Source organism: Mesorhizobium sp. B2-4-17 (genome assembly GCF_006441275.1).
Classification (GTDB): Bacteria; Pseudomonadota; Alphaproteobacteria; order Rhizobiales; family Rhizobiaceae; genus Mesorhizobium.
Genome location: NZ_VFUX01000040.1, coordinates 1 through 17,392, shown reverse-complemented (window position 1 = coordinate 17,392; position 17,392 = coordinate 1). Strand labels below are relative to the sequence as shown.

General features: G+C 64.4%; 15 protein-coding genes. 8 read left to right on the top strand and 7 right to left on the bottom strand.

The genetic code is table 11. The features are described from left to right. A complete protein-coding gene (locus FJ548_RS25830; protein WP_140779360.1) occupies nt 1-1,200 on the top strand; it encodes a cytochrome c peroxidase in 1,200 nt (399 codons plus the stop codon). 64 nt (nt 1,201-1,264) lie between these two features. On the opposite strand, the gene FJ548_RS25825 is transcribed toward FJ548_RS25830, so the two are convergent. Then, nucleotides 1,265-1,717 (bottom strand): Lrp/AsnC ligand binding domain-containing protein, encoded by a 453-nt coding sequence (locus FJ548_RS25825; protein ID WP_140607597.1) that lies wholly within the window; start codon nt 1,715-1,717, stop codon nt 1,265-1,267. 161 nt (nt 1,718-1,878) lie between these two features. Between FJ548_RS25825 and putA the strand changes: the two genes are divergently transcribed. After that, nucleotides 1,879-5,487: a bifunctional proline dehydrogenase/L-glutamate gamma-semialdehyde dehydrogenase PutA gene (gene putA / locus FJ548_RS25820; protein ID WP_140779381.1), complete on the top strand. Its 3,609-nt coding sequence runs from the start codon at nt 1,879-1,881 to the stop codon at nt 5,485-5,487. A gap of 97 nt (nt 5,488-5,584) precedes the next feature. Here the strand turns inward: putA and rirA are convergent, their stop codons facing one another. Beyond that, entirely contained in the window at nt 5,585-6,046 is a 462-nt protein-coding gene (gene rirA / locus FJ548_RS25810) for an iron-responsive transcriptional regulator RirA (RefSeq protein WP_137934645.1), read from the bottom strand. A 268-nt stretch (nt 6,047-6,314) separates the two neighbouring features. Between rirA and FJ548_RS25805 the strand changes: the two genes are divergently transcribed. The 3 genes from FJ548_RS25805 (at nt 6,315) to FJ548_RS25795 (ending at nt 8,900) form a co-directional block, all read left to right on the top strand. Beyond that, nucleotides 6,315-7,610, top strand: a complete 1,296-nt coding sequence (locus FJ548_RS25805; RefSeq protein WP_140607595.1) for a DUF445 domain-containing protein — start codon at nt 6,315-6,317, stop codon at nt 7,608-7,610. A 104-nt stretch (nt 7,611-7,714) separates the two neighbouring features. Next, nucleotides 7,715-8,143, top strand: coding sequence for a phasin family protein (locus tag FJ548_RS25800; protein ID WP_140694249.1), 429 nt, complete (start codon nt 7,715-7,717; stop codon nt 8,141-8,143). Between the two features lie 259 nt (nt 8,144-8,402). Then, nucleotides 8,403-8,900 carry a MaoC family dehydratase gene (locus tag FJ548_RS25795; RefSeq protein WP_140779359.1) on the top strand — a complete coding sequence of 166 codons (498 nt, stop codon included), beginning with the start codon at nt 8,403-8,405 and terminating at the stop codon, nt 8,898-8,900. A 28-nt stretch (nt 8,901-8,928) separates the two neighbouring features. Here the strand turns inward: FJ548_RS25795 and FJ548_RS25790 are convergent, their stop codons facing one another. Beyond that, nucleotides 8,929-10,377 (bottom strand): MFS transporter, encoded by a 1,449-nt coding sequence (locus FJ548_RS25790; RefSeq protein WP_140779358.1) that lies wholly within the window; start codon nt 10,375-10,377, stop codon nt 8,929-8,931. A gap of 128 nt (nt 10,378-10,505) precedes the next feature. Between FJ548_RS25790 and FJ548_RS25785 the strand changes: the two genes are divergently transcribed. Further along, entirely contained in the window at nt 10,506-11,396 is an 891-nt protein-coding gene (locus FJ548_RS25785) for a LysR family transcriptional regulator (protein WP_140779357.1), read from the top strand. 17 nt (nt 11,397-11,413) lie between these two features. Here the strand turns inward: FJ548_RS25785 and FJ548_RS25780 are convergent, their stop codons facing one another. Continuing rightward, nucleotides 11,414-12,817 carry a PLP-dependent aminotransferase family protein gene (locus FJ548_RS25780; RefSeq protein ID WP_181168910.1) on the bottom strand — a complete coding sequence of 468 codons (1,404 nt, stop codon included), beginning with the start codon at nt 12,815-12,817 and terminating at the stop codon, nt 11,414-11,416. A 106-nt stretch (nt 12,818-12,923) separates the two neighbouring features. Between FJ548_RS25780 and FJ548_RS25775 the strand changes: the two genes are divergently transcribed. Further along, nucleotides 12,924-13,787 carry a DMT family transporter gene (locus FJ548_RS25775; RefSeq protein WP_140779356.1) on the top strand — a complete coding sequence of 288 codons (864 nt, stop codon included), beginning with the start codon at nt 12,924-12,926 and terminating at the stop codon, nt 13,785-13,787. Between the two features lie 21 nt (nt 13,788-13,808). On the opposite strand, the gene FJ548_RS25770 is transcribed toward FJ548_RS25775, so the two are convergent. The 3 genes from FJ548_RS25770 to FJ548_RS25760 all read right to left on the bottom strand — a co-directional run bounded on the left by FJ548_RS25770 (nt 13,809) and on the right by FJ548_RS25760 (nt 16,305). Further along, the gene (locus FJ548_RS25770; RefSeq protein ID WP_140779355.1) at nt 13,809-14,849 is read right to left on the bottom strand and encodes a zinc-dependent alcohol dehydrogenase family protein; all 1,041 of its coding nucleotides are present in this window, start codon (nt 14,847-14,849) and stop codon (nt 13,809-13,811) included. Between the two features lie 110 nt (nt 14,850-14,959). Next, nucleotides 14,960-15,610, bottom strand: a complete 651-nt coding sequence (gene maiA / locus FJ548_RS25765) for a maleylacetoacetate isomerase (RefSeq protein ID WP_140607588.1) — start codon at nt 15,608-15,610, stop codon at nt 14,960-14,962. Continuing rightward, nucleotides 15,607-16,305 (bottom strand): fumarylacetoacetate hydrolase family protein, encoded by a 699-nt coding sequence (locus FJ548_RS25760; protein ID WP_140779354.1) that lies wholly within the window; start codon nt 16,303-16,305, stop codon nt 15,607-15,609. The genes maiA and FJ548_RS25760 overlap by 4 nt, the downstream gene beginning before the upstream one ends. A gap of 202 nt (nt 16,306-16,507) precedes the next feature. Between FJ548_RS25760 and FJ548_RS25755 the strand changes: the two genes are divergently transcribed. After that, the gene (locus FJ548_RS25755) at nt 16,508-17,191 is read left to right on the top strand and encodes a response regulator transcription factor (protein WP_140607586.1); all 684 of its coding nucleotides are present in this window, start codon (nt 16,508-16,510) and stop codon (nt 17,189-17,191) included. Nucleotides 17,192-17,392 lie beyond the last annotated feature (201 nt).

Here is a 17,392-nt window from a genome sequence, read left to right as displayed (position 1 = left end):
ATGAAGCGTCTTTTCTTCTTTCTGGCGCTGACAGTGGCGGCCATCCTCGCTGGCTGCGGCAAACCGGATTTCTCCGACGCCGAGAAGAAGACCATCGCTTCTCTGGCGTTGAACACGCTGCCGCTTCTGAAGCCCGACACCACCAACCGTTTTGCCGACGTGCCGGCGGCCGCGGCTTTTGGCTCGACGCTGTTCTTCGACGTAGGGATGAGTCGCGACGGTACGGTGTCCTGCTCGACCTGCCACAAGATCGACCGGCAGTTCCAGGATGACCTGCCGCAGGCGGTGGGCATCGGCCGCACCAACCGCCGCACCATGGCGCTGGCCGGCGTGGCGCGCGACCCCTGGTTGTTCTGGGACGGCCGTCGCGACAGTCTGTGGGCGCAAGCGTTGACGCCGCTGGAAAATCCGCTGGAGCAGGCGGGAAACCGCGCCGCCTATGCGCACTACATCAAGGCGCGCTTCGGCGAACGTTATGAGCGCATCTTCGGGCCGCTGCCCGATTTCTCCGGCATTCCGCTCAATGCCAGCCCGCTTGGAAGCGATGCCGAGAGGGCTGCCTGGAACGCGATGAGCGACGCGCAGCGCGACGCCGTCAACCGCGTCTATGCCAACATAGGCAAGGCGATCGCGGCCTTCGAACGCTCGATCGAACCGGCACAGACGCGTTTCGACCGCTTTGCGCTCGACCTCGTCACAGGCGCCGAGCCGAAAGACGACGCGGCCTTTTCCAGGGAGGAGATCCTTGGGCTGAAACTGTTCATCGGCAAGGCCAATTGCGTGACCTGTCACAACGGCCCGCGCTTCACCGACAACGGCTTTCACAACACGGGCGTGCCGCCTGTCGCAGGTCTGCCGCCGGATCGCGGACGCATCGACGCGGTGGCACAGGTAGAGGCTGACCCGTTCAACTGCTTCGGCGCGTATCGGGATGGCGACGTCAGCGCCTGCGGCGAGTTGCGCTTCATGGTCAAGGACGCGCCGGAACTGATCCGCGCCTACAAGACACCGTCGCTGCGCGGCGCGGCAACACGCCCGCCCTATATGCACGCCGGTCAGTTTTCGTCGCTCGACGAGGTGGTTGCGCACTACGCCAAGGCTGCACCGAGCGTCGAAGGTGTATCCGAAATCCATCCGCTGCAGCTTTCGGATCGCGAGCGCGCGGCGCTGGTGGCGTTCCTGAAGACGCTTTCGGAATAGGCTCTGTTTTCTTATTTGACCATAATCTCGTCCGAAAACCGGCGTCTGCTTTTCGGGATCATGGTCATCGATCCTTCACCGTCTCCATCGCCACGAAGGTGGAGGTCTGCGCGACATGAGGCAGGGCCGAAATACGCTCGCCGAGCACGCGGCGATAGGCGGCAATGTCCCTGGTGCGCACCTTCAGCAGATAGTCGAAGCTCGACGCCATCATGTGGCACTGCTCGATCTCCGGCACGCCCTGAACGGCGCGGTTGAAAGCGTCCAGCGCGGCGGAACGGGTGTCCGACAATTTCACCTGGACGAAGGCGACATGGCCTTCGCCCATGCGCTCCCGATCAATGATCGCCTGGTAGCCTCTGATAAAGCCGTCCTTCTCTAGCCGCTTCACCCGCGCTTGCACGGGTGTCTTGGAAAGACCGACCTTTGCCGCCAGTTCGGACATGGAAAGCCGGCCGTTGCTCGCCAGCGCCGACAGGATGTTCCTGTCGATCCGGTCCAATTGGTCTTCTGTCATGAAAAACATAGTCCGTTTAATGAATTTATGGCGCTATGATAGATCATATGGGCTAAAATGTCGATTTCTTTGGACCGACTAAAATTCGCGCCTGTGCTAGCTTGCGCCATTCGGTCCGGTGACCGCCGGGCCGTTCCCTTATGCTTGCTCATAGGACCGCCATGCCGCTCGACGCCATCCGCCAGCAGATCCGTGCCAACTACCTGCCCGACGAAGACGAGGCGCTGAAGCGTCTGGCGGAGACGACGGGGCTCTCGGCCGAGAACCGCAGGGCGATTTCGGCCCGCGCCGCCGACCTGGTGCGGGCGGTGCGCGGCTCGTCGGATCCACGGCTCATGGAGGTCTTCCTCTCCGCCTATGGCCTCTCCACCAAGGAAGGCGTGGCGCTGATGTGCCTGGCCGAGGCGCTGCTGCGCGTGCCTGATACCGAGACGATGGACGATCTCATCGCCGACAAGATCGCGCCGCACGATTGGTCGGCGCATTCTGGCGGTTCGAGCTCGATCTTCGTCAATGCTTCGACCTGGGCGCTGATGCTAACTGGCCGCGTACTCGACGAGGGCGAGGGCGGCATCGAAGGCACGTTGCGTTCGATGGTGCGGCGATTGGGCGAGCCGGTCATCCGCAAGGCGGTCGCCGCCGCCATGCGCGAAATGGGCGAGCAGTTCGTGCTCGGCCGCACCATCGCGGAAGCCGTCAAGCGCGGCAGGCCGATGATCCAGAAGGGCTATCTCTATTCCTTCGACATGCTGGGCGAGGCCGCCCGCACCGAGGCCGACGCCTTGCGCTACCACAGGGCCTATGCCGACGCCATTTCCTCGCTCGATTCCGGTTCCAACAGCCCCGACATCCGCCAGAACCATGGCATCTCGGTCAAGCTCTCGGCGCTGCATCCACGCTATGAGGTGGCGCAGAAGGAAGAGATGCTGCCGGTCATGGCCGAGCGCCTGCTGACGCTGGCGCTCGCAGCGCGCCATTCGCGCATGGGCCTCAATATCGATGCCGAGGAGGCCGACCGCCTCGATTTGTCGCTCGACGTGATCGAGCGGGTGCTGGCCGAGCCGGAACTCGCCGGCTGGAATGGTTTCGGCGTCGTCGTCCAGGCCTATGGGCCGCGCGCCGCGTTTGCCATCGACTGGCTCTACGCGCTGGCGAAGAAGTACGATCGCACCATCATGGTGCGGCTGGTGAAGGGCGCCTATTGGGACACCGAGATCAAGCGGGCGCAGACGCTTGGGCTTTCCGGCTATCCCGTCTTCACCCGCAAGGCCAACACCGACGTCTCCTACATAGCCTGCGCCAAGAAGCTACTTGGCATGACCGACCGCATCTATCCGCAATTCGCCACGCACAACGCCCACACCGTCGCGGCCATCCTGTCCATGGCGGGAGATCGCGATTGCTTCGAGTTCCAGCGCCTGCATGGCATGGGCGAGGCGCTGCACGAGACGGTGCGCAAGGCCGAAGGCACGCGCTGCCGCATCTATGCGCCGGTCGGCGCGCATTCCGACCTGCTGGCCTATCTGGTTCGCCGGCTGCTGGAGAACGGCGCCAATTCCTCCTTTGTGCACCAACTGACCGACGAGGATGTCGAGCCGGAGGACATTGCCCGCGATCCGCTCGATACGATCGAGCACCAGGGGCCGGCCGCCAATCCGGCGATTACCCGGCCTTCCCAGATATTCGGAGCCGGCCGCCGCAATTCGAAGGGATTCGACATCACCGACACGGTGACGCTCGCGGCAATCGACAAGGCAAGGGCGGCCTTTGCCGGGCCGGACCGCTGGCACGCCAAGCCGATCACGCGCGCCGCGGGCGCCGGCAAGCAGCGCCCGATCGTCAATCCGGCGAAACCCGGCGAGGTGGTCGGCACGGTTCACGAGGCCACCGCCGAGCAGGTCTCGACGGCCGTGCGCATCGCGGTGGAAGCACAGCCGGCCTGGGCTAGACGTCCAGTTGCCGAACGTGCCGCCATCCTCAACCGCGCCGCCGATCTCTATGAAGCCAATGCTGTCGAATTTTTCGCGCTGGCAACCCGCGAAGCCGGCAAGTCGTTGGCCGACGGGGTCGCCGAGGTGCGCGAGGCCGTAGACTTCCTGCGCTACTACGCCGCCGAGGCGGCAAATGCCGAAGCGGGCACCGAGGCGCGGGGCGCCATCGTCTGCATTTCGCCGTGGAATTTCCCGCTCGCCATTTTCACCGGTCAGGTCGCGGCGGCACTCGTCACCGGCAATTCGGTGATCGCCAAGCCGGCCGAGCAGACGCCGCTGATCGCCTTCCGCGCCGTCGAATTGCTGCGCGAGGCCGGCGTGCCGGAAGACGTTATCCAGCTTCTGCCAGGCGACGGCCCGTCGGTCGGCGGGCCGCTGACCGCCGACCCGCGCATTGCAGGTGTCTGCTTCACCGGGTCGACCGAGGTCGCCAAGCTGATCGAAAAGCAGCTGGCCGAGACCGCCGCGCCAGATGCCATGCTGATCGCCGAGACCGGCGGCCTCAACGCCATGATCGTCGATTCCACGGCCCTGCCGGAACAGGCGGTACGCGATATCCTGGCCTCGGCCTTCCAGAGTGCGGGCCAGCGCTGTTCGGCGCTGCGCGTGCTCTATGTGCAGAAGGACGTCGAGAAGAAGATGCTGGAGATGCTGAAGGGCGCGATGGAAGCGCTCAACGTCGGCGATCCCTGGCTGATCTCGACCGATGTCGGTCCGGTCATCGATGACGAGGCCCAGGCCTCGATCAGCGATTATTGCACCAAGAAGGGCCTCGAGGGCAGGCTGATCGCCAAGCTCGAAGCTCCGAAGGACGGCCGCTTCGTGGCGCCGCACGTCTTTCGGGTCAAGGGCATCGAGGAGATGGAGCGCGAGGTATTCGGGCCGGTGCTGCACGTTTCGACGTTCGACGCCGACGAGATCGATGCGGTGATCGCGGCGATCAATCGCAAGGGCTATGGCCTGACCTTCGGCCTGCACACCCGTATCGAAGGCCGCGTGCAGCATTTCGTCGACGGCATCCATGCCGGCAACATCTATGTCAACCGCAACCAGATCGGCGCCGTGGTTGGATCGCAACCGTTCGGCGGCGAGGGGCTGTCCGGTACGGGACCAAAGGCCGGCGGGCCGCACTATCTCCGACGCTTCCGCAAAGGCCCCGAGGCCGGCACGCATGTGCAGGACGGCCACAAGGTGACGGCGACCGAACTGGCCGACAATCTGCCGGATCCGGCGCTTGGCGGCTGGTCGACCCGGCCGGACCGGATCGCCATCCTGCGCAAGCATCTGCGCGGCAAGGGAGCGGCGGCGATCGCTGCCGCCGCCGGCATCGATTTCGGCCAGGTCGATTTGCCCGGGCCGACCGGCGAGGCCAACACGCTGTCGCTGTCGCCGCGCGGCCGGGTGCTGTGCCTCGGTCCCGACGCTGATACGCTGCTTGCCCAGACCATCCAGGCGCTCGCCGCCGGCAATGCGGTGCTTGCCGTGGCACCCGGAGCGCCGGCCGCACTTTCCGCATTGATCGGGAAAGGCCTGCCTCTGGCCGCGATCGATGGCCGGCCCGATCCGGTCGAGGCGCGGTCGTTACGCGTCGATGTCGTTGCTTTTTCCGGGACGCCCGAGGCGGCGCGCATCGTGCGCAAGGTCATTGCCGAGCGCAGCGGACCGATCGTGCCGCTGGTCAGCGAGGTGCTCAATCCGGCGGCCTATGCGCATGAGCGGGCTGTCTGCGTCGACACCACGGCGGCGGGCGGTAATGCGAGCCTGCTCGCCGCGGCCTGAGCCGGCGCGGCTGGCCTCGACGGGCGTGCCGCGGCACGGAAATTTTCCGACCTCGTGGCCCAAACCGTGTGCGACGCGAAAAGCGTATAGCCTTCCGCTATGCGGCCGGCGCGCGGCGCTCTAGCATGTCGATGCCGAGCAGGTTGCGCACATTCGGCCGCGCCGCCACGAGGTCGGCGATCGTGTAGCGGGCCAGCACGGCGAAGAAGGCGTTGAGCGCCTCGCGCAACGCCGAATTCAGCGCGCAGCTGTCGACCAGCGGGCATTCGGCGGCGTCGTTCTCGAAACATTCGGCCATGGCGAAGCTTTCCTCGGTGACGCGCACGACGTCGAACAGGCTGATCGCCTCGGCTGCGCGGCCAAGCCGGACGCCGCCATTCCTGCCGCGCACGGTCTCGACAAGGCCGTTCTCGACCAGTGGCTGCAGGATCTTGAAAAGGAAAAGCTCCGATACGGAATAGGCGGCCGCGATCTCTGGAATGCGGCTCAACCGGTCATTATTGGCGGCACAGTACATCAGGATGCGCATGGCATAGTTGGTTTGGCGCGTTAGCCGCATCTTGTCCTCGCTAGGCGCTGGCGCAACCCACGCCAGATTCCAAAACTTTGCCGCGCGGCTCCCATCCGGAATTCGAATTCGCCACGCTGGCCTCGATCCGAATATGGCTTATACCTTGGAATAATTCCAGACTGCCATCGTTTGATAGATGAATATTCTCGTCAACTTTATGTGCGCAGTGGAGCGAAAAGCTTAGGAAAACGGTCGTCGCGGGCATTTTGGCGGCCGAAGCACTAGATAGGCTGGGATCGACGAGGAGCGGCTCATCATGTCTCAATCGGCCCAGTCCCTGGCGCCCGTCCGTTTCGACACCGACGCGGCCGCCAAACTCTCCGCGCTGCGGCGAACCAAATTCATCGCCACGGCCGCTCTGGCGCTTTGCGTGCTGGTGTTTGCGCTGGCCAAGTCGTTCCAGGGCACCTATCCGTGGCTGGGGTTCGTCGCTGCCTTCGCCGAGGCGGCGACCATTGGCGGCCTCGCCGACTGGTACGCGGTGGTGGCGCTGTTCAGGCGGCCGCTCGGGCTGCCGATCCCGCACACCGCCATCATTCCGGAAAACCAGAACCGCATCGCCGATAATCTCGGCCGCTTCATCGAGGTCAACTTCCTGGCGCCGGAACCGGTGCGGGAAAAGCTGGCCGAGGTCGATTTTTCAGCGCTGGTCGCCGACTGGCTGGCCGACGCCGAGCGCGCCGCCGGCCTGTCGCGCTTCGTCGTGCGGCTGGTGCCGCAGACGCTTGCCGCCGTCGAGCAATCCGGATTGCGCGGCTTCGTCACCAGCCGCATGCTCGAGCAGATCGAAAAGGTGCCGTTGGCGCCACTGGCCGCCGAACTGTTGTCGGCACTCACCGATGACCGCCGACACCAGAAGCTGTTCGACGAATTCATCAAGGTGATCGGCCGTTTCCTCAACGATGAGCAGGCGCTGGCGACGATGCGCGAGAAGATCCGCGAGGAACTGCCATCGCTGTTCAACCTGTTCAGGGCCGACGCCTATCTGCTGAAGAAGATCGTCGCCTCCGCGGGCTCCCTGCTCGACGAGGTCCGGGCCGATCCCAACCATCCAATGCGCGCCGAGTTCGACCGATTCGCGCAAGGCTTCGTCGAGCGGCTGCGGACGTCGAAGCAGTATGCCAGGCGTGCCGAGAAGATGAAGCACGATTTCCTCGCCAGACCGGAAGTCAGGGCGCTGGCCGGCGATATGTGGGAGAGCCTCAGCCTGTTCATCGAACAGGACGCCAAGGCGCCGAATTCGGTGATCCGCGCGCATCTCGCCAACATGTTCGTCGAGGTCGGGCGGCACCTTGCCGGCGATGCGCAGATCCGGGCCGACATGAACCAGGGGTTCGTCGTGGCGCTGGCCTCCTTCGTCGAGAGCCAGAAGAGCGGCGTGTCGAAATTCATCGCCGATCAGGTCAAGCGCTGGGACCTGGCGCAACTGACGCGGCTGATCGAGATGAACATCGGCAGGGACCTGCAATATATCCGCTTTAACGGCATGATCATCGGCGGACTGGCGGGCATCGTGCTCTACACGATCGAGCTGCTGCTCCCGGTCAATTGATGCGCCTCGCTCGCCAGGCCTGTGTTCGAAATGGACATACGGCAGCCCAGTGCTATTCTCCCGACGAGGGCACCGCATCCGCGGCAACAGGGGAGAAGACACTCATGGCAAAGCAACCGGAATCCGATTCCTTCATGGACATGTTCGGCAGGTTCGGCCGTGACCTGAAGGTGCCCAATGTCGATGTCGAGGCGATCCTCGCCCATCACCGCAAGAACCTCGAAGCCTTGGAGAAATCGGCGCGCGTCAGTGCCGCCGGAGCGTCCTCGCTGCTGTCAAGACAACGCGAGATGCTGCAGGACACGCTGCGCGAGGTTGCCGACATGGCGCAGAGCTACCGGGCGCCGGGGAACCCCCAGGAACTCCTGGCCAAGCAGACGGAGTTCGCCAGGAAATCCTTCGAGGCCGCCCTGAAAAATGCCGGTGAAGTGGCCGAATTGGCGAGGGAATCGGGCACCGAATCGATCGATATCCTGCGTGCGCGCATCAAGGAGGCGATGGAGGAAATCCGCGCCGGCTATGGGCAGAAGTAAGGCTTCGATGGGCTGCGGTTCCGCCTTCGGCCGGGGGCGCCGGTTCGCAATCCCGCAACCTTGCGCATAGTTGCACCAGCGCAACGCTATCGCTCACGCCCGTTCTTGACAGTCAGAAAATCCGAATTCGACCTGCCATTGCAAGGCAAGCCATGGCACGAATCGGCCGGAATTCAGCGGAACGGAATCATGCGCGACGAATTGACAGAAGCAGTCAGTTCGTGGTCCGGAGGCGCTGCAAGCTATCGGGAAAGCAGGAATGACTGAAGTACGGCCTAAAACGCCGCCAACCTACGAGCAGTTGAGGACGATGTCCGGCCAGGAGCTCGGCGTCTCGGAATGGACCACGGTCGACCAGAACCGTATCAACCAGTTCGCCGAATGCACCGGCGACCATCAATGGATTCATGTCGACCCCGAACGGGCGCGGCGGCAGAGCCCGTTTCGCACGACGATCGCGCATGGCTATCTGACGCTGTCGATCATCGGCGCGCTGGCGCTCGGCATGGGCATCGTGCCGGAAAATACGCAGGCCGCCTTCAATTACGGCTTCGACAAGGTGCGCTTCCTGGCACCGGTCAAGGTCGGTGCGCGCATCCGGCTGCGCACCACGCTGCTTTCCATGGAAGACAGAGGGCCTGGCCAGTACCTGATGAAGGCCGCCAACACCGTCGAGATCGAGGGTGAGGAGAAGCCCGCCTTGACGGCGGAGACGCTGGTCATGCTCTATGAGCGCCGTAAACGGGCAGGGGCCTGAGCGGTGTCCGCCCAAAGCCCCCCGCAGGTCACGCAATCCCGGGCTGCGGACGGCCGGAAATGCGCAACGATAAGAGCGCAAGCAACAGTGCAGCCAGCGCCAGGGCGGTTGCCGTCTCGAAGGTGACCTGCATTCCCCGGGCGGCCGAGGCGGAATTCACCACGTCCTGACCTGTTCCTTGCCGAGCACCGGCCGATGCGACCGCGAATATTGCGCCCATCAGGGAAGCGCCGGTGATGAGGCCTAGATTGCGCGACAGGTTGAGCAACCCCGATATGACACCACGCTCGCCGGCGCCGACACCGCTCATGACAGCCGCGTTGTTGGATGTCTGGAACAGGGCGTAGCCGAAGCAGGTGACGGTGATCGGACCGACATAGCTGGCAATGCCGAGCGTCGTCATGGCGAGCGACAGAAGGGCTGTACCCGTGGCGAGGCTGATCAGGCCGGCGACCATCATCCTGTGGGCGCCAAGCCGATCCGAAAGGCGCCCGGCCAGCAGCGCCGACAGGGTCGAGACGAGCGGCCCGGTCGACAGCACCACGCCGACCGTCGCGGCATCGAGTCCCAGCCCCCGCGACAGATAGAACGGGCCGACGACCAGGGTCGCCATCATCACCGTGGCGACGATGAAGCCCATGGCCAGGCTGGCGCTGAGCCGCAGATCCCGGAAGCCGGCAAGCTGGACCAGAGGGTTCTTCACGCTCCTCTGTGCGACAGCGAACAGCACGATGCCGAGGGCGGTGACAGCCAGCAGGCCGACATTGAGCACGCCGAAATTACCCCGGCCAAGCGTCATGGCCATCGCATAGGCGGCCAGCGTCAAGCCCAGCAGGACAGTGCCTGTCGCGTCGAACTTGCCTTGTTGGGCTGCCTTGTTGCCGGCAGGCAGCGCGCGCCAGGCGAGGGCGAAGGTCAGCAGGCCCAGCGGGACATTGACCAGGAAGATCGCCCGCCAGCCGAGGCCGGCGATCAGCAGACCGCCGAGCGACGGGCCGAGTGTGGTGCCGATCGCGGACATGGCGCCAAGCAGGCCCATGGCACTGCCGGTCCTTTCCCTGCTCACGGTCTCCGCGACAAAGGCCAGCGTCAGCGCCATCATCAGCGCCGCGCCAAGTCCCTGCACGGCTCGGGCGGCGATCAGCAGCCAGAGCGTCGGCGCGAGCCCGCAGAGCACCGATGCCGATGTGAACAGCGCGATACCGCCGAGCAGCAACGGCCGGCGCCCGAACATGTCGGCCAGTCGCCCGGCGCTGACGATCAGCGTGGTGATGGCAAGGAGATAGGCGAGAACCACCCATTGCACGGCTTGAAATGGCGCGCCGAACACCTGCATCAGCGAGGGCAGCCCGACGCTGGCAATGCTGGTTCCCAACGATGACAGCAGCGTGGCGAGCGACAGGCTTGCCAGTGCCCTGCCGGCGGATTTTTGTGAAGTTGATATCGGCCTCTCCCGATTTTGCTTCGCGACTGCCATGGCGATCTCCTTTGCGCTTGCTCCGAACCGGAGCTGTTGGAGATCTAGTCTTGTGGATGATATGGCGGAAGGCGCAGCATTTGCATGATATTCGTGCATCAGACGCTACATCATGTTATGAACCATTGATGGCGTCACCCGATCTCAATCTGCTCTTCGCACTCGACGCCTTGCTGGCGGAAGGCAGCGTGGCGCGGGCCGCGCGTCGTCTGCGGCTCAGCCCCTCGGCAATGAGCCGGACGCTGGCGCGGTTGCGCGAGGCAACGGGCGATCCGCTTCTGGTCCGAGCCGGGCGCGGCCTGGTGGCGACGCCGCGAGCGGAGGAGTTGCGGCGGCAGGTCGGCCGTGCCGTCCAGGACGCGGAGGCGCTGCTGCGTCCCGCCGAGTTGCTTGATCTTCGGCGCTTGGACAGGGTCTTTACGCTGCGTACCAACGAGGGTTTCGTCGAGGAGTTCGGGCCTCGTCTCGTCGCCCGCGTCGAGGCCGATGCGCCGAGGGTGCGGCTGCGTTTCGCCGCGAAGTCCAATAAGGACGCGATGTCGCTGCGCGACGCGGCGATCGACCTGGAAATCGGTGTCGCCGGCGAAACCGGACCCGAAGTGCGCATCCAGGCGCTGTTTCGCGACCGATTCATCGGTGCCGTGCGAGCTGACCATCGCCTGAGCGAGGGCACGGTGGCGCCCGAGCGCTATGCGGCGGGCCGGCATATCAGCGTTTCCCGGCGTGGCCGCGAGAAGGGGCCGATCGACGAAGCCTTGGGCACGTTTGGCCTGCAGCGGACGATCGTGTGCATGGTCTCGGGTTTCTCGGCGGCACTCGCCCTGGCACGCGCCTCGGACCTGATTGCCAGCGTGCCCGAACGGCACACTGCCGGCGCGCGGGCCGGGATGCACAGTTTTGCACTCCCGGTCGCCACCGTGGAAGTCACCATCTCCATGCTCTGGCACCCACGTCTCGATGCCGACCCGGCGCAACGCTGGTTGCGTGAGTGCGTGCGGGAGGTCTGCGCCGGCCGCTGATCAAAGAGGGCCTGAGATCACCGCTTCATCGCGGTTTCCAGCACTTTGAAAATCCGCTCGTCTCCACACTGGGCGACGTTGAAGCGCAGGAAACGGCTCGCTGTCTGCGACAGGCTGAACGCATTGCCTGGCGCCAGCACGACATTGTCGGCGAGGGCGCGGCGTGCGACTTCGGCCGCGTCAACGCCATCGGGCAGGCCGCACCACAGGAACAGGCCGGCCGGCTGGTCGATCCAGGGCGTGATGCCGATTGCCTTCAGCCGGGCGCCGGTCTCGACCATGGCGCGCGCAAGCTTCACGCGCAGCAAATCCATATGCTTGCGGTAGCTGCCATCCTTCAGCAGCATCAGGGCCAGTTCGGCCGCCAGCCGTCCGCCGCCGAAGGTCGTGGCGATCTTGAGGTCGGTAAGGCCATCGATCCAGTCGCGGGGCGCGGCGATGAAACCGCAGCGGATCGACGCCGACAGCGTCTTGGAGAAACTGCCGATGTGGACGACGCGGCTGAGACCATCGAACGCCGCCAGCCTCGGGGCAGGGGCGTGCTCGAAATCGGCGAAGATGTCGTCTTCGACAATGGTCAGGTCCGACTGATCGGCGAGCTTCAACAGACGGTGCGCTGTGACTGGCGACAGGATCGCACCGGTCGGGTTGTGGATGGCGGAGTTGGTGATGTAGAGGCGCGGCCGGTGTTCGGCAAGCGCCTGCGCAAACAGCTCGATATCCGGTCCTGACGGCGTATAGGGAACGCTGACGACCTTGGCGCGATGGGCGCGCAGCAAAGCGTGGAAATTGAAATAGCAGGGGTCGTCGACCAGCACCGTGTCGCCAGGTTCGATCAGGAACCGGCACAGGAGGTCGATGGCCTGCGTGCCCGATTCCGTCAGCATGATCTGTTTGGGGGAGGCTTCGATGCCATACCCGGCCATGCGGCGCGCCAGCAGCTGCCGCAGTGGCGGCAGGCCAAGCGGCGTTCCGTAATCGGCAAGCGCGATATCTTCGGCACGCGCCACCGTGCGCAGGGCGCGGCGCAAGCCGGCCTGGGGCATCCAGGAGGCCGGCAGCCAGCCGCAGCCGGGTTTCAGGGCCTCGCCGCTGGCATCCAGCGACTGGCGTGACACCCAGAGCGGATCGACGGCACGGTCGAGCCGAGGACCGATCTCGGCCAGCGACAACGGCGCCAGCGATCCGGCGGCGTAGAAGCCGGAGCCCGGCCGGGAGCGGATCGCGCCCTCGGCGGCGAGCCGCTCATAGGCTTCGACGACGGTGGACTTTGACACCTGCATGGATTTTGCGAAGGCCCGGATCGAGGGCAGCCGGGCTCCCGGTGTCAGGCTGCGCGCGGCAATCCTCTGACGGATGGTCGCCATGACACTCTCCACCAGAGTTTGTGAGCCATTGGTTTCGAAGGCGATATCCGTCATCCGTACTGTCCGATTGACCATTACAGTTTCGCGAAATTGTACCCCATTGTCTCTGGCTGCACCATGGACTTCCGGCCGATAGAGGCAAAAGAAATAGGAGCCTGCAATGGACAAGACCGCGAGCGGTTGGATGAATGGACTTATCGGCGTGCTGATCTTCAGCGGCTCGCTGCCGGCGACGCGCGTGGCGGTCGCGGATTTCGATCCAACATTCCTGACATCGGCCCGGGCGGCGATTGCCGGATTGCTTGGCCTGGCGATGCTGCTTCTGTTCCGGCAGAAACGTCCGGAGCGCGGGGATCTGCTGTCTTTGGTGATCGTCGCGCTTGGGGTGGTGGTCGGTTTCCCCCTGTTGACCGCGCTGGCGCTGAAGCACGTCACCTCCGCGCATTCCATCATCTTCGTCGGCCTGCTGCCGTTGGCGACCGCGATCTTCGGTGTGTTGCGCGGCGGCGACCGTCCCCACCCGGGCTTCTGGCTGTTTTCATGTCTGGGCAGCGCGCTGGTCGCGGGTTTCGCCCTGGTCCAGGGCGTGACCGCTTCACCGGTCGGCGATGGTCTGATGCTCGCCGCCATCATCGTCTGCGGGCTGGGCTACGCCGAAGGGGCCGCGTTGTCGCGCCGGCTTGGCGGCTGGCAGGTGATTTGCTGGGCGCTGACGCTGTCGCTGCCGATCATGCTGGTGCTGACTTTCGCGACGCTGCCGCAGTCCTTTGCCGATGTCGGCTCCCATGCCTGGATTGGTCTCGCCTATGTCTCGCTGTTCAGCATGCTGATCGGCTTCGTGTTCTGGTATCGCGGCCTGGCGCAAGGCGGCATAGCGGCGGTCGGCCAGTTGCAGCTGCTGCAGCCTTTCTTCGGCCTTGCGCTGGCGGCGACCCTGCTGCACGAGAAGGTCAGCCCGCTGATGATCGTCGTCACGCTCGGCGTGGTTCTTTGTGTTGTCGGTGCGAAGAAGTTTGCGCGGTAATTCGGGAAGATATTCCCGCACCTAGAACTTCGTCACCACCCCAATGCCGATGCCCTCGAAGCCACCCATCGCCATCAACGCCGCCGGGGCTTCGTCAAGGCTGATCTTCTTGCCGACCAGAAGTTCGGGCTTGAGCTTGCTGGTGCGGATCATCTCCATCAGTGCTGGGTAGCGATAGGCCTGCATGCCGTGGCTGCCGAGGATTTCGAGCTCGAAGGCGATCACCTTGTCCATTGGCACTTGCGGGCGGGCGTGCTCGCCCAGCATCAAGCCGACCTGCACGTGGCGGCCGCGCCGGCGCAGATTGGCGATCGAATTGAACGATGTCGTGGGGTGGCCGAGCGCGTCCATCGACATATGCGCGCCGCCATTGGTGATCTGCTTGACCGCTTTGACCACATTCGGCGTCGTCGAGGCGTTGATGGTGGCGACCGCGCCGATCTTCCTGGCGAAGTCCAGCTTCTCGTCGGAGAGATCGATGCCAATGACATTGGCGCCCATCGAACTGGCGATCATGATCGCCGACAGGCCGACGCCGCCGCAGCCGTGCACCGCTACCCATTCGCCCGGTTTCACCCGGCCCTGATCGACGATGGCGCGGAACGAGGTAACGAAGCGGCAGCCGAGGCTGGCGGCGGTGGCGAATTCCATCTCGTCGGGCAGGCGCACCAGATTGGTGTCGGCATGCTCGATGGCGACATATTCGGCGAAGGAGCCCCAGGCATTGAAGCCGGGCTGGGACTGGTGCTCGCAGACCTGGTGATTGCCCGACGTGCATTCGAAGCAATGGCCGCAGCCGACGGCGAACGGCACCGTGACGCGTTCGCCCGCTTTCCAGCGGGTGACATGCTTGCCGGCGGCAACCACGACCCCGGCCAATTCGTGGCCCGGTACATGCGGCAGGCGGATATCGGCGTCATGACCCATCCAGCCATGCCAGTCGCTGCGGCAGAGCCCGGTCGCCTCGACCTTGATGACGACGCCGTCGGTTGTCGGCTTCGGATCGGGAACGGTCTGGATCGTCGGTGCTTCGCCGAATTTCTCGAAGACGACGGCTTTCATAGGTAACTCCACCCTTGAAACGGCATACGCTACCGGAAACGATAGACGATTCCCTGACCGGTCAAGCGGAAATCGATTCCGCCAGAGCGGCAGCAATTCCGCAGGCTTGCCTATTCGGCATCGATCTGGTTCTGCGGCGCAGCTTTCTGGAAGGCTGGCAGCGCCATGCAGGCGGCGTTGATGCGCGCGATGGTCGGGTAGGGCGCCAGGTCGACACCGAAGCGCGCATTGCTGGTGACCTGTGCCGAGAGGCAGATGTCGGCCAGCCCCGGCGCTTCGCCATGGCAGAATGTTCCGGTCCACGGCGAGGAGGCCAGAATCTTTTCAAGCGGCCCGAAGCCTTCGTTGACCCAGTGGCGGAACCAGTTGGTGATGTCCTGGTCGCCAGCGCCGAAAAGGGTGCGCAGCGAGGTCAGCACGCGCAGATTGTTCACCGGGTGGATGTCGCAGGCGATCATCTGCGCCAGCATCCTGACACGCGCCCGGTCCGACGGATCCTTCGGCAGCAATGGCGGATGGGGCTGCGTCTCGTCGAGGAATTCGATGATCGCCAGCGATTGCGTCAGCATCATGCCGTCGTTCCATACGATTGTCGGGACCAGCCCCTGCGGATTGAGCGCGAGATAGGCGGGCTCCAGATGCTCGCCGTGGCGCAGGTGATGCGGGACGTAGTCATAGCTCAGCCCCTTCATCTCCAGCGCGATCCGCACCCGGTGTGAGGTGGAGGAGCGATAGTAATTGTGCAGGACGATGTCGCTCATGATCCGGGCTGGCCGATGGCGATCTCGATCGTACCAATGCCGTCGACGCCGCCGGTCATCGTCTCGCCCGGCTTGACCGCGCCGACACCGGCTGGCGTGCCTGTGAAGATCAGGTCGCCCGGTTGCAGTTCGACTGCCTCGCTGCAGATCGACACGATGTCGGCCACCGGCCAGATCAGTTCGGACAGATCGGCATCCTGTTTCACCGCGCCGTCGACTGCGAGCCAGATACGCCCCTTCGCCGGGTGTCCGGATTTCTGCGCCGGAACCAGCGGGCCGCAGGGCGCGGAGCGGTCGAAGGCCTTCGACCAGTCCCATGGCCGCGCTGCCTTCTTGGCGGCATCCTGCAGATCGCGGCGGGTGAGGTCGATGCCGACGCCATAGCCCCAGACATGGTCCAGCGCCTTGTCGCGGGCGATCCAAGAACCAGCTACACCGATCGCGACAACCAATTCGATCTCGAAATGCAGGTTTTCGGTCAGCGGCGGGTAAGGGATCTCCGTGCCGGAATCGACTACTGCGTCGGCCGGCTTGGTGAAGAAGAAGGGCGGATCGCGCTCGTCATTGCCGAACTCGCGCGCGTGCGCGGCGTAATTGCGGCCGACGCAAAAGATGCGCCGCACGGCAAAACGCTGGGCTGAGCCACTGACGGCGACAGAAGGCGTTGGCGGCACGGGTAGGACGAAGGCGGTCATGTTGAACTCTAAAATAGATGTAGGAAGGCGGCACCTTCGGCCGATTTCGAGAGCCGGGCAAGCGCCGCATTTGGCGCGGCAGCACTTCGCAAAAGGTCGTACAAGGACTCCAGATGGCGGCGGTATACTATTTGGCAATAATCCGCTCGTGATCGCGGGGCTACCTTATGCCGCAAACTGAACGGGGCTCGAAACCAACGCCATGACGTCAGCCACTGATCGCGCCCGGTTTCTGATCATCGACGATCATCCGCTGTTTCGCGAGGCGCTGCACAGCGCCGTGCAGATGGCTTATCCCGAGGTCGACACGGTGGAGGCGCGCTCGATCTCGGAAGCGCTCGATCTTCTGGCCGACGCAAAGCCGTTCGACCTCGCGTTGCTCGACCTCAGCATGCCCGATGTGCACGGGTTCGATGGGCTGCTGCAACTCAGGACCCGCCATCCGCGCCTGCCGGTGGTGATCGTGTCGGGCTATGAGGAGCCGAAGATCATTTCGGAGGCACTCTCCTACGGCGCCGCCGGCTTCATCCCGAAATCGGCGCGCAAGAGCGACCTGGCCAATGCTATCCGCTCGGTGATGGACGGCGCGATCTATGTGCCGGAAACCTATGAGGGCCAGCCGCGGGACGCCGACAGCAGCAACCGCGCCGACATGGTCCAGCGCCTGTCGACGCTGACGCCGCAGCAGTTGAGGGTGCTGCAGATGCTGCGCCAGGGCCTGCTCAACAAGCAGATCGCCTACGAGCTGCAGGTCGGCGAGACCACGGTCAAGGCGCACGTCTCGGAGATATTGCGCAAGCTCAATGTCTATAGCCGCACGCAAGCGGTGATCGAAGTGTCGAAGCTCGACAATGCGGAGTTGTTTCGCGATCAGGCGGGGTTTTAGTCTTCACCCTTCCACTCATGGGAGGGTCGATCCGGGAAGCAGAGCGGGGTGGGAGTGCCACGCGGCGCAATGTCGTCATCCCCCGGCGCTATGCGCCGATCCTCCCATCGAGGGTGAGTAGGGAGCTAGAGCATCGGGCGATTAACATGCAACGTAGCCTGCCTGTTTGAGATAGTTCCAGCATTCGGTTGGATCGAACAT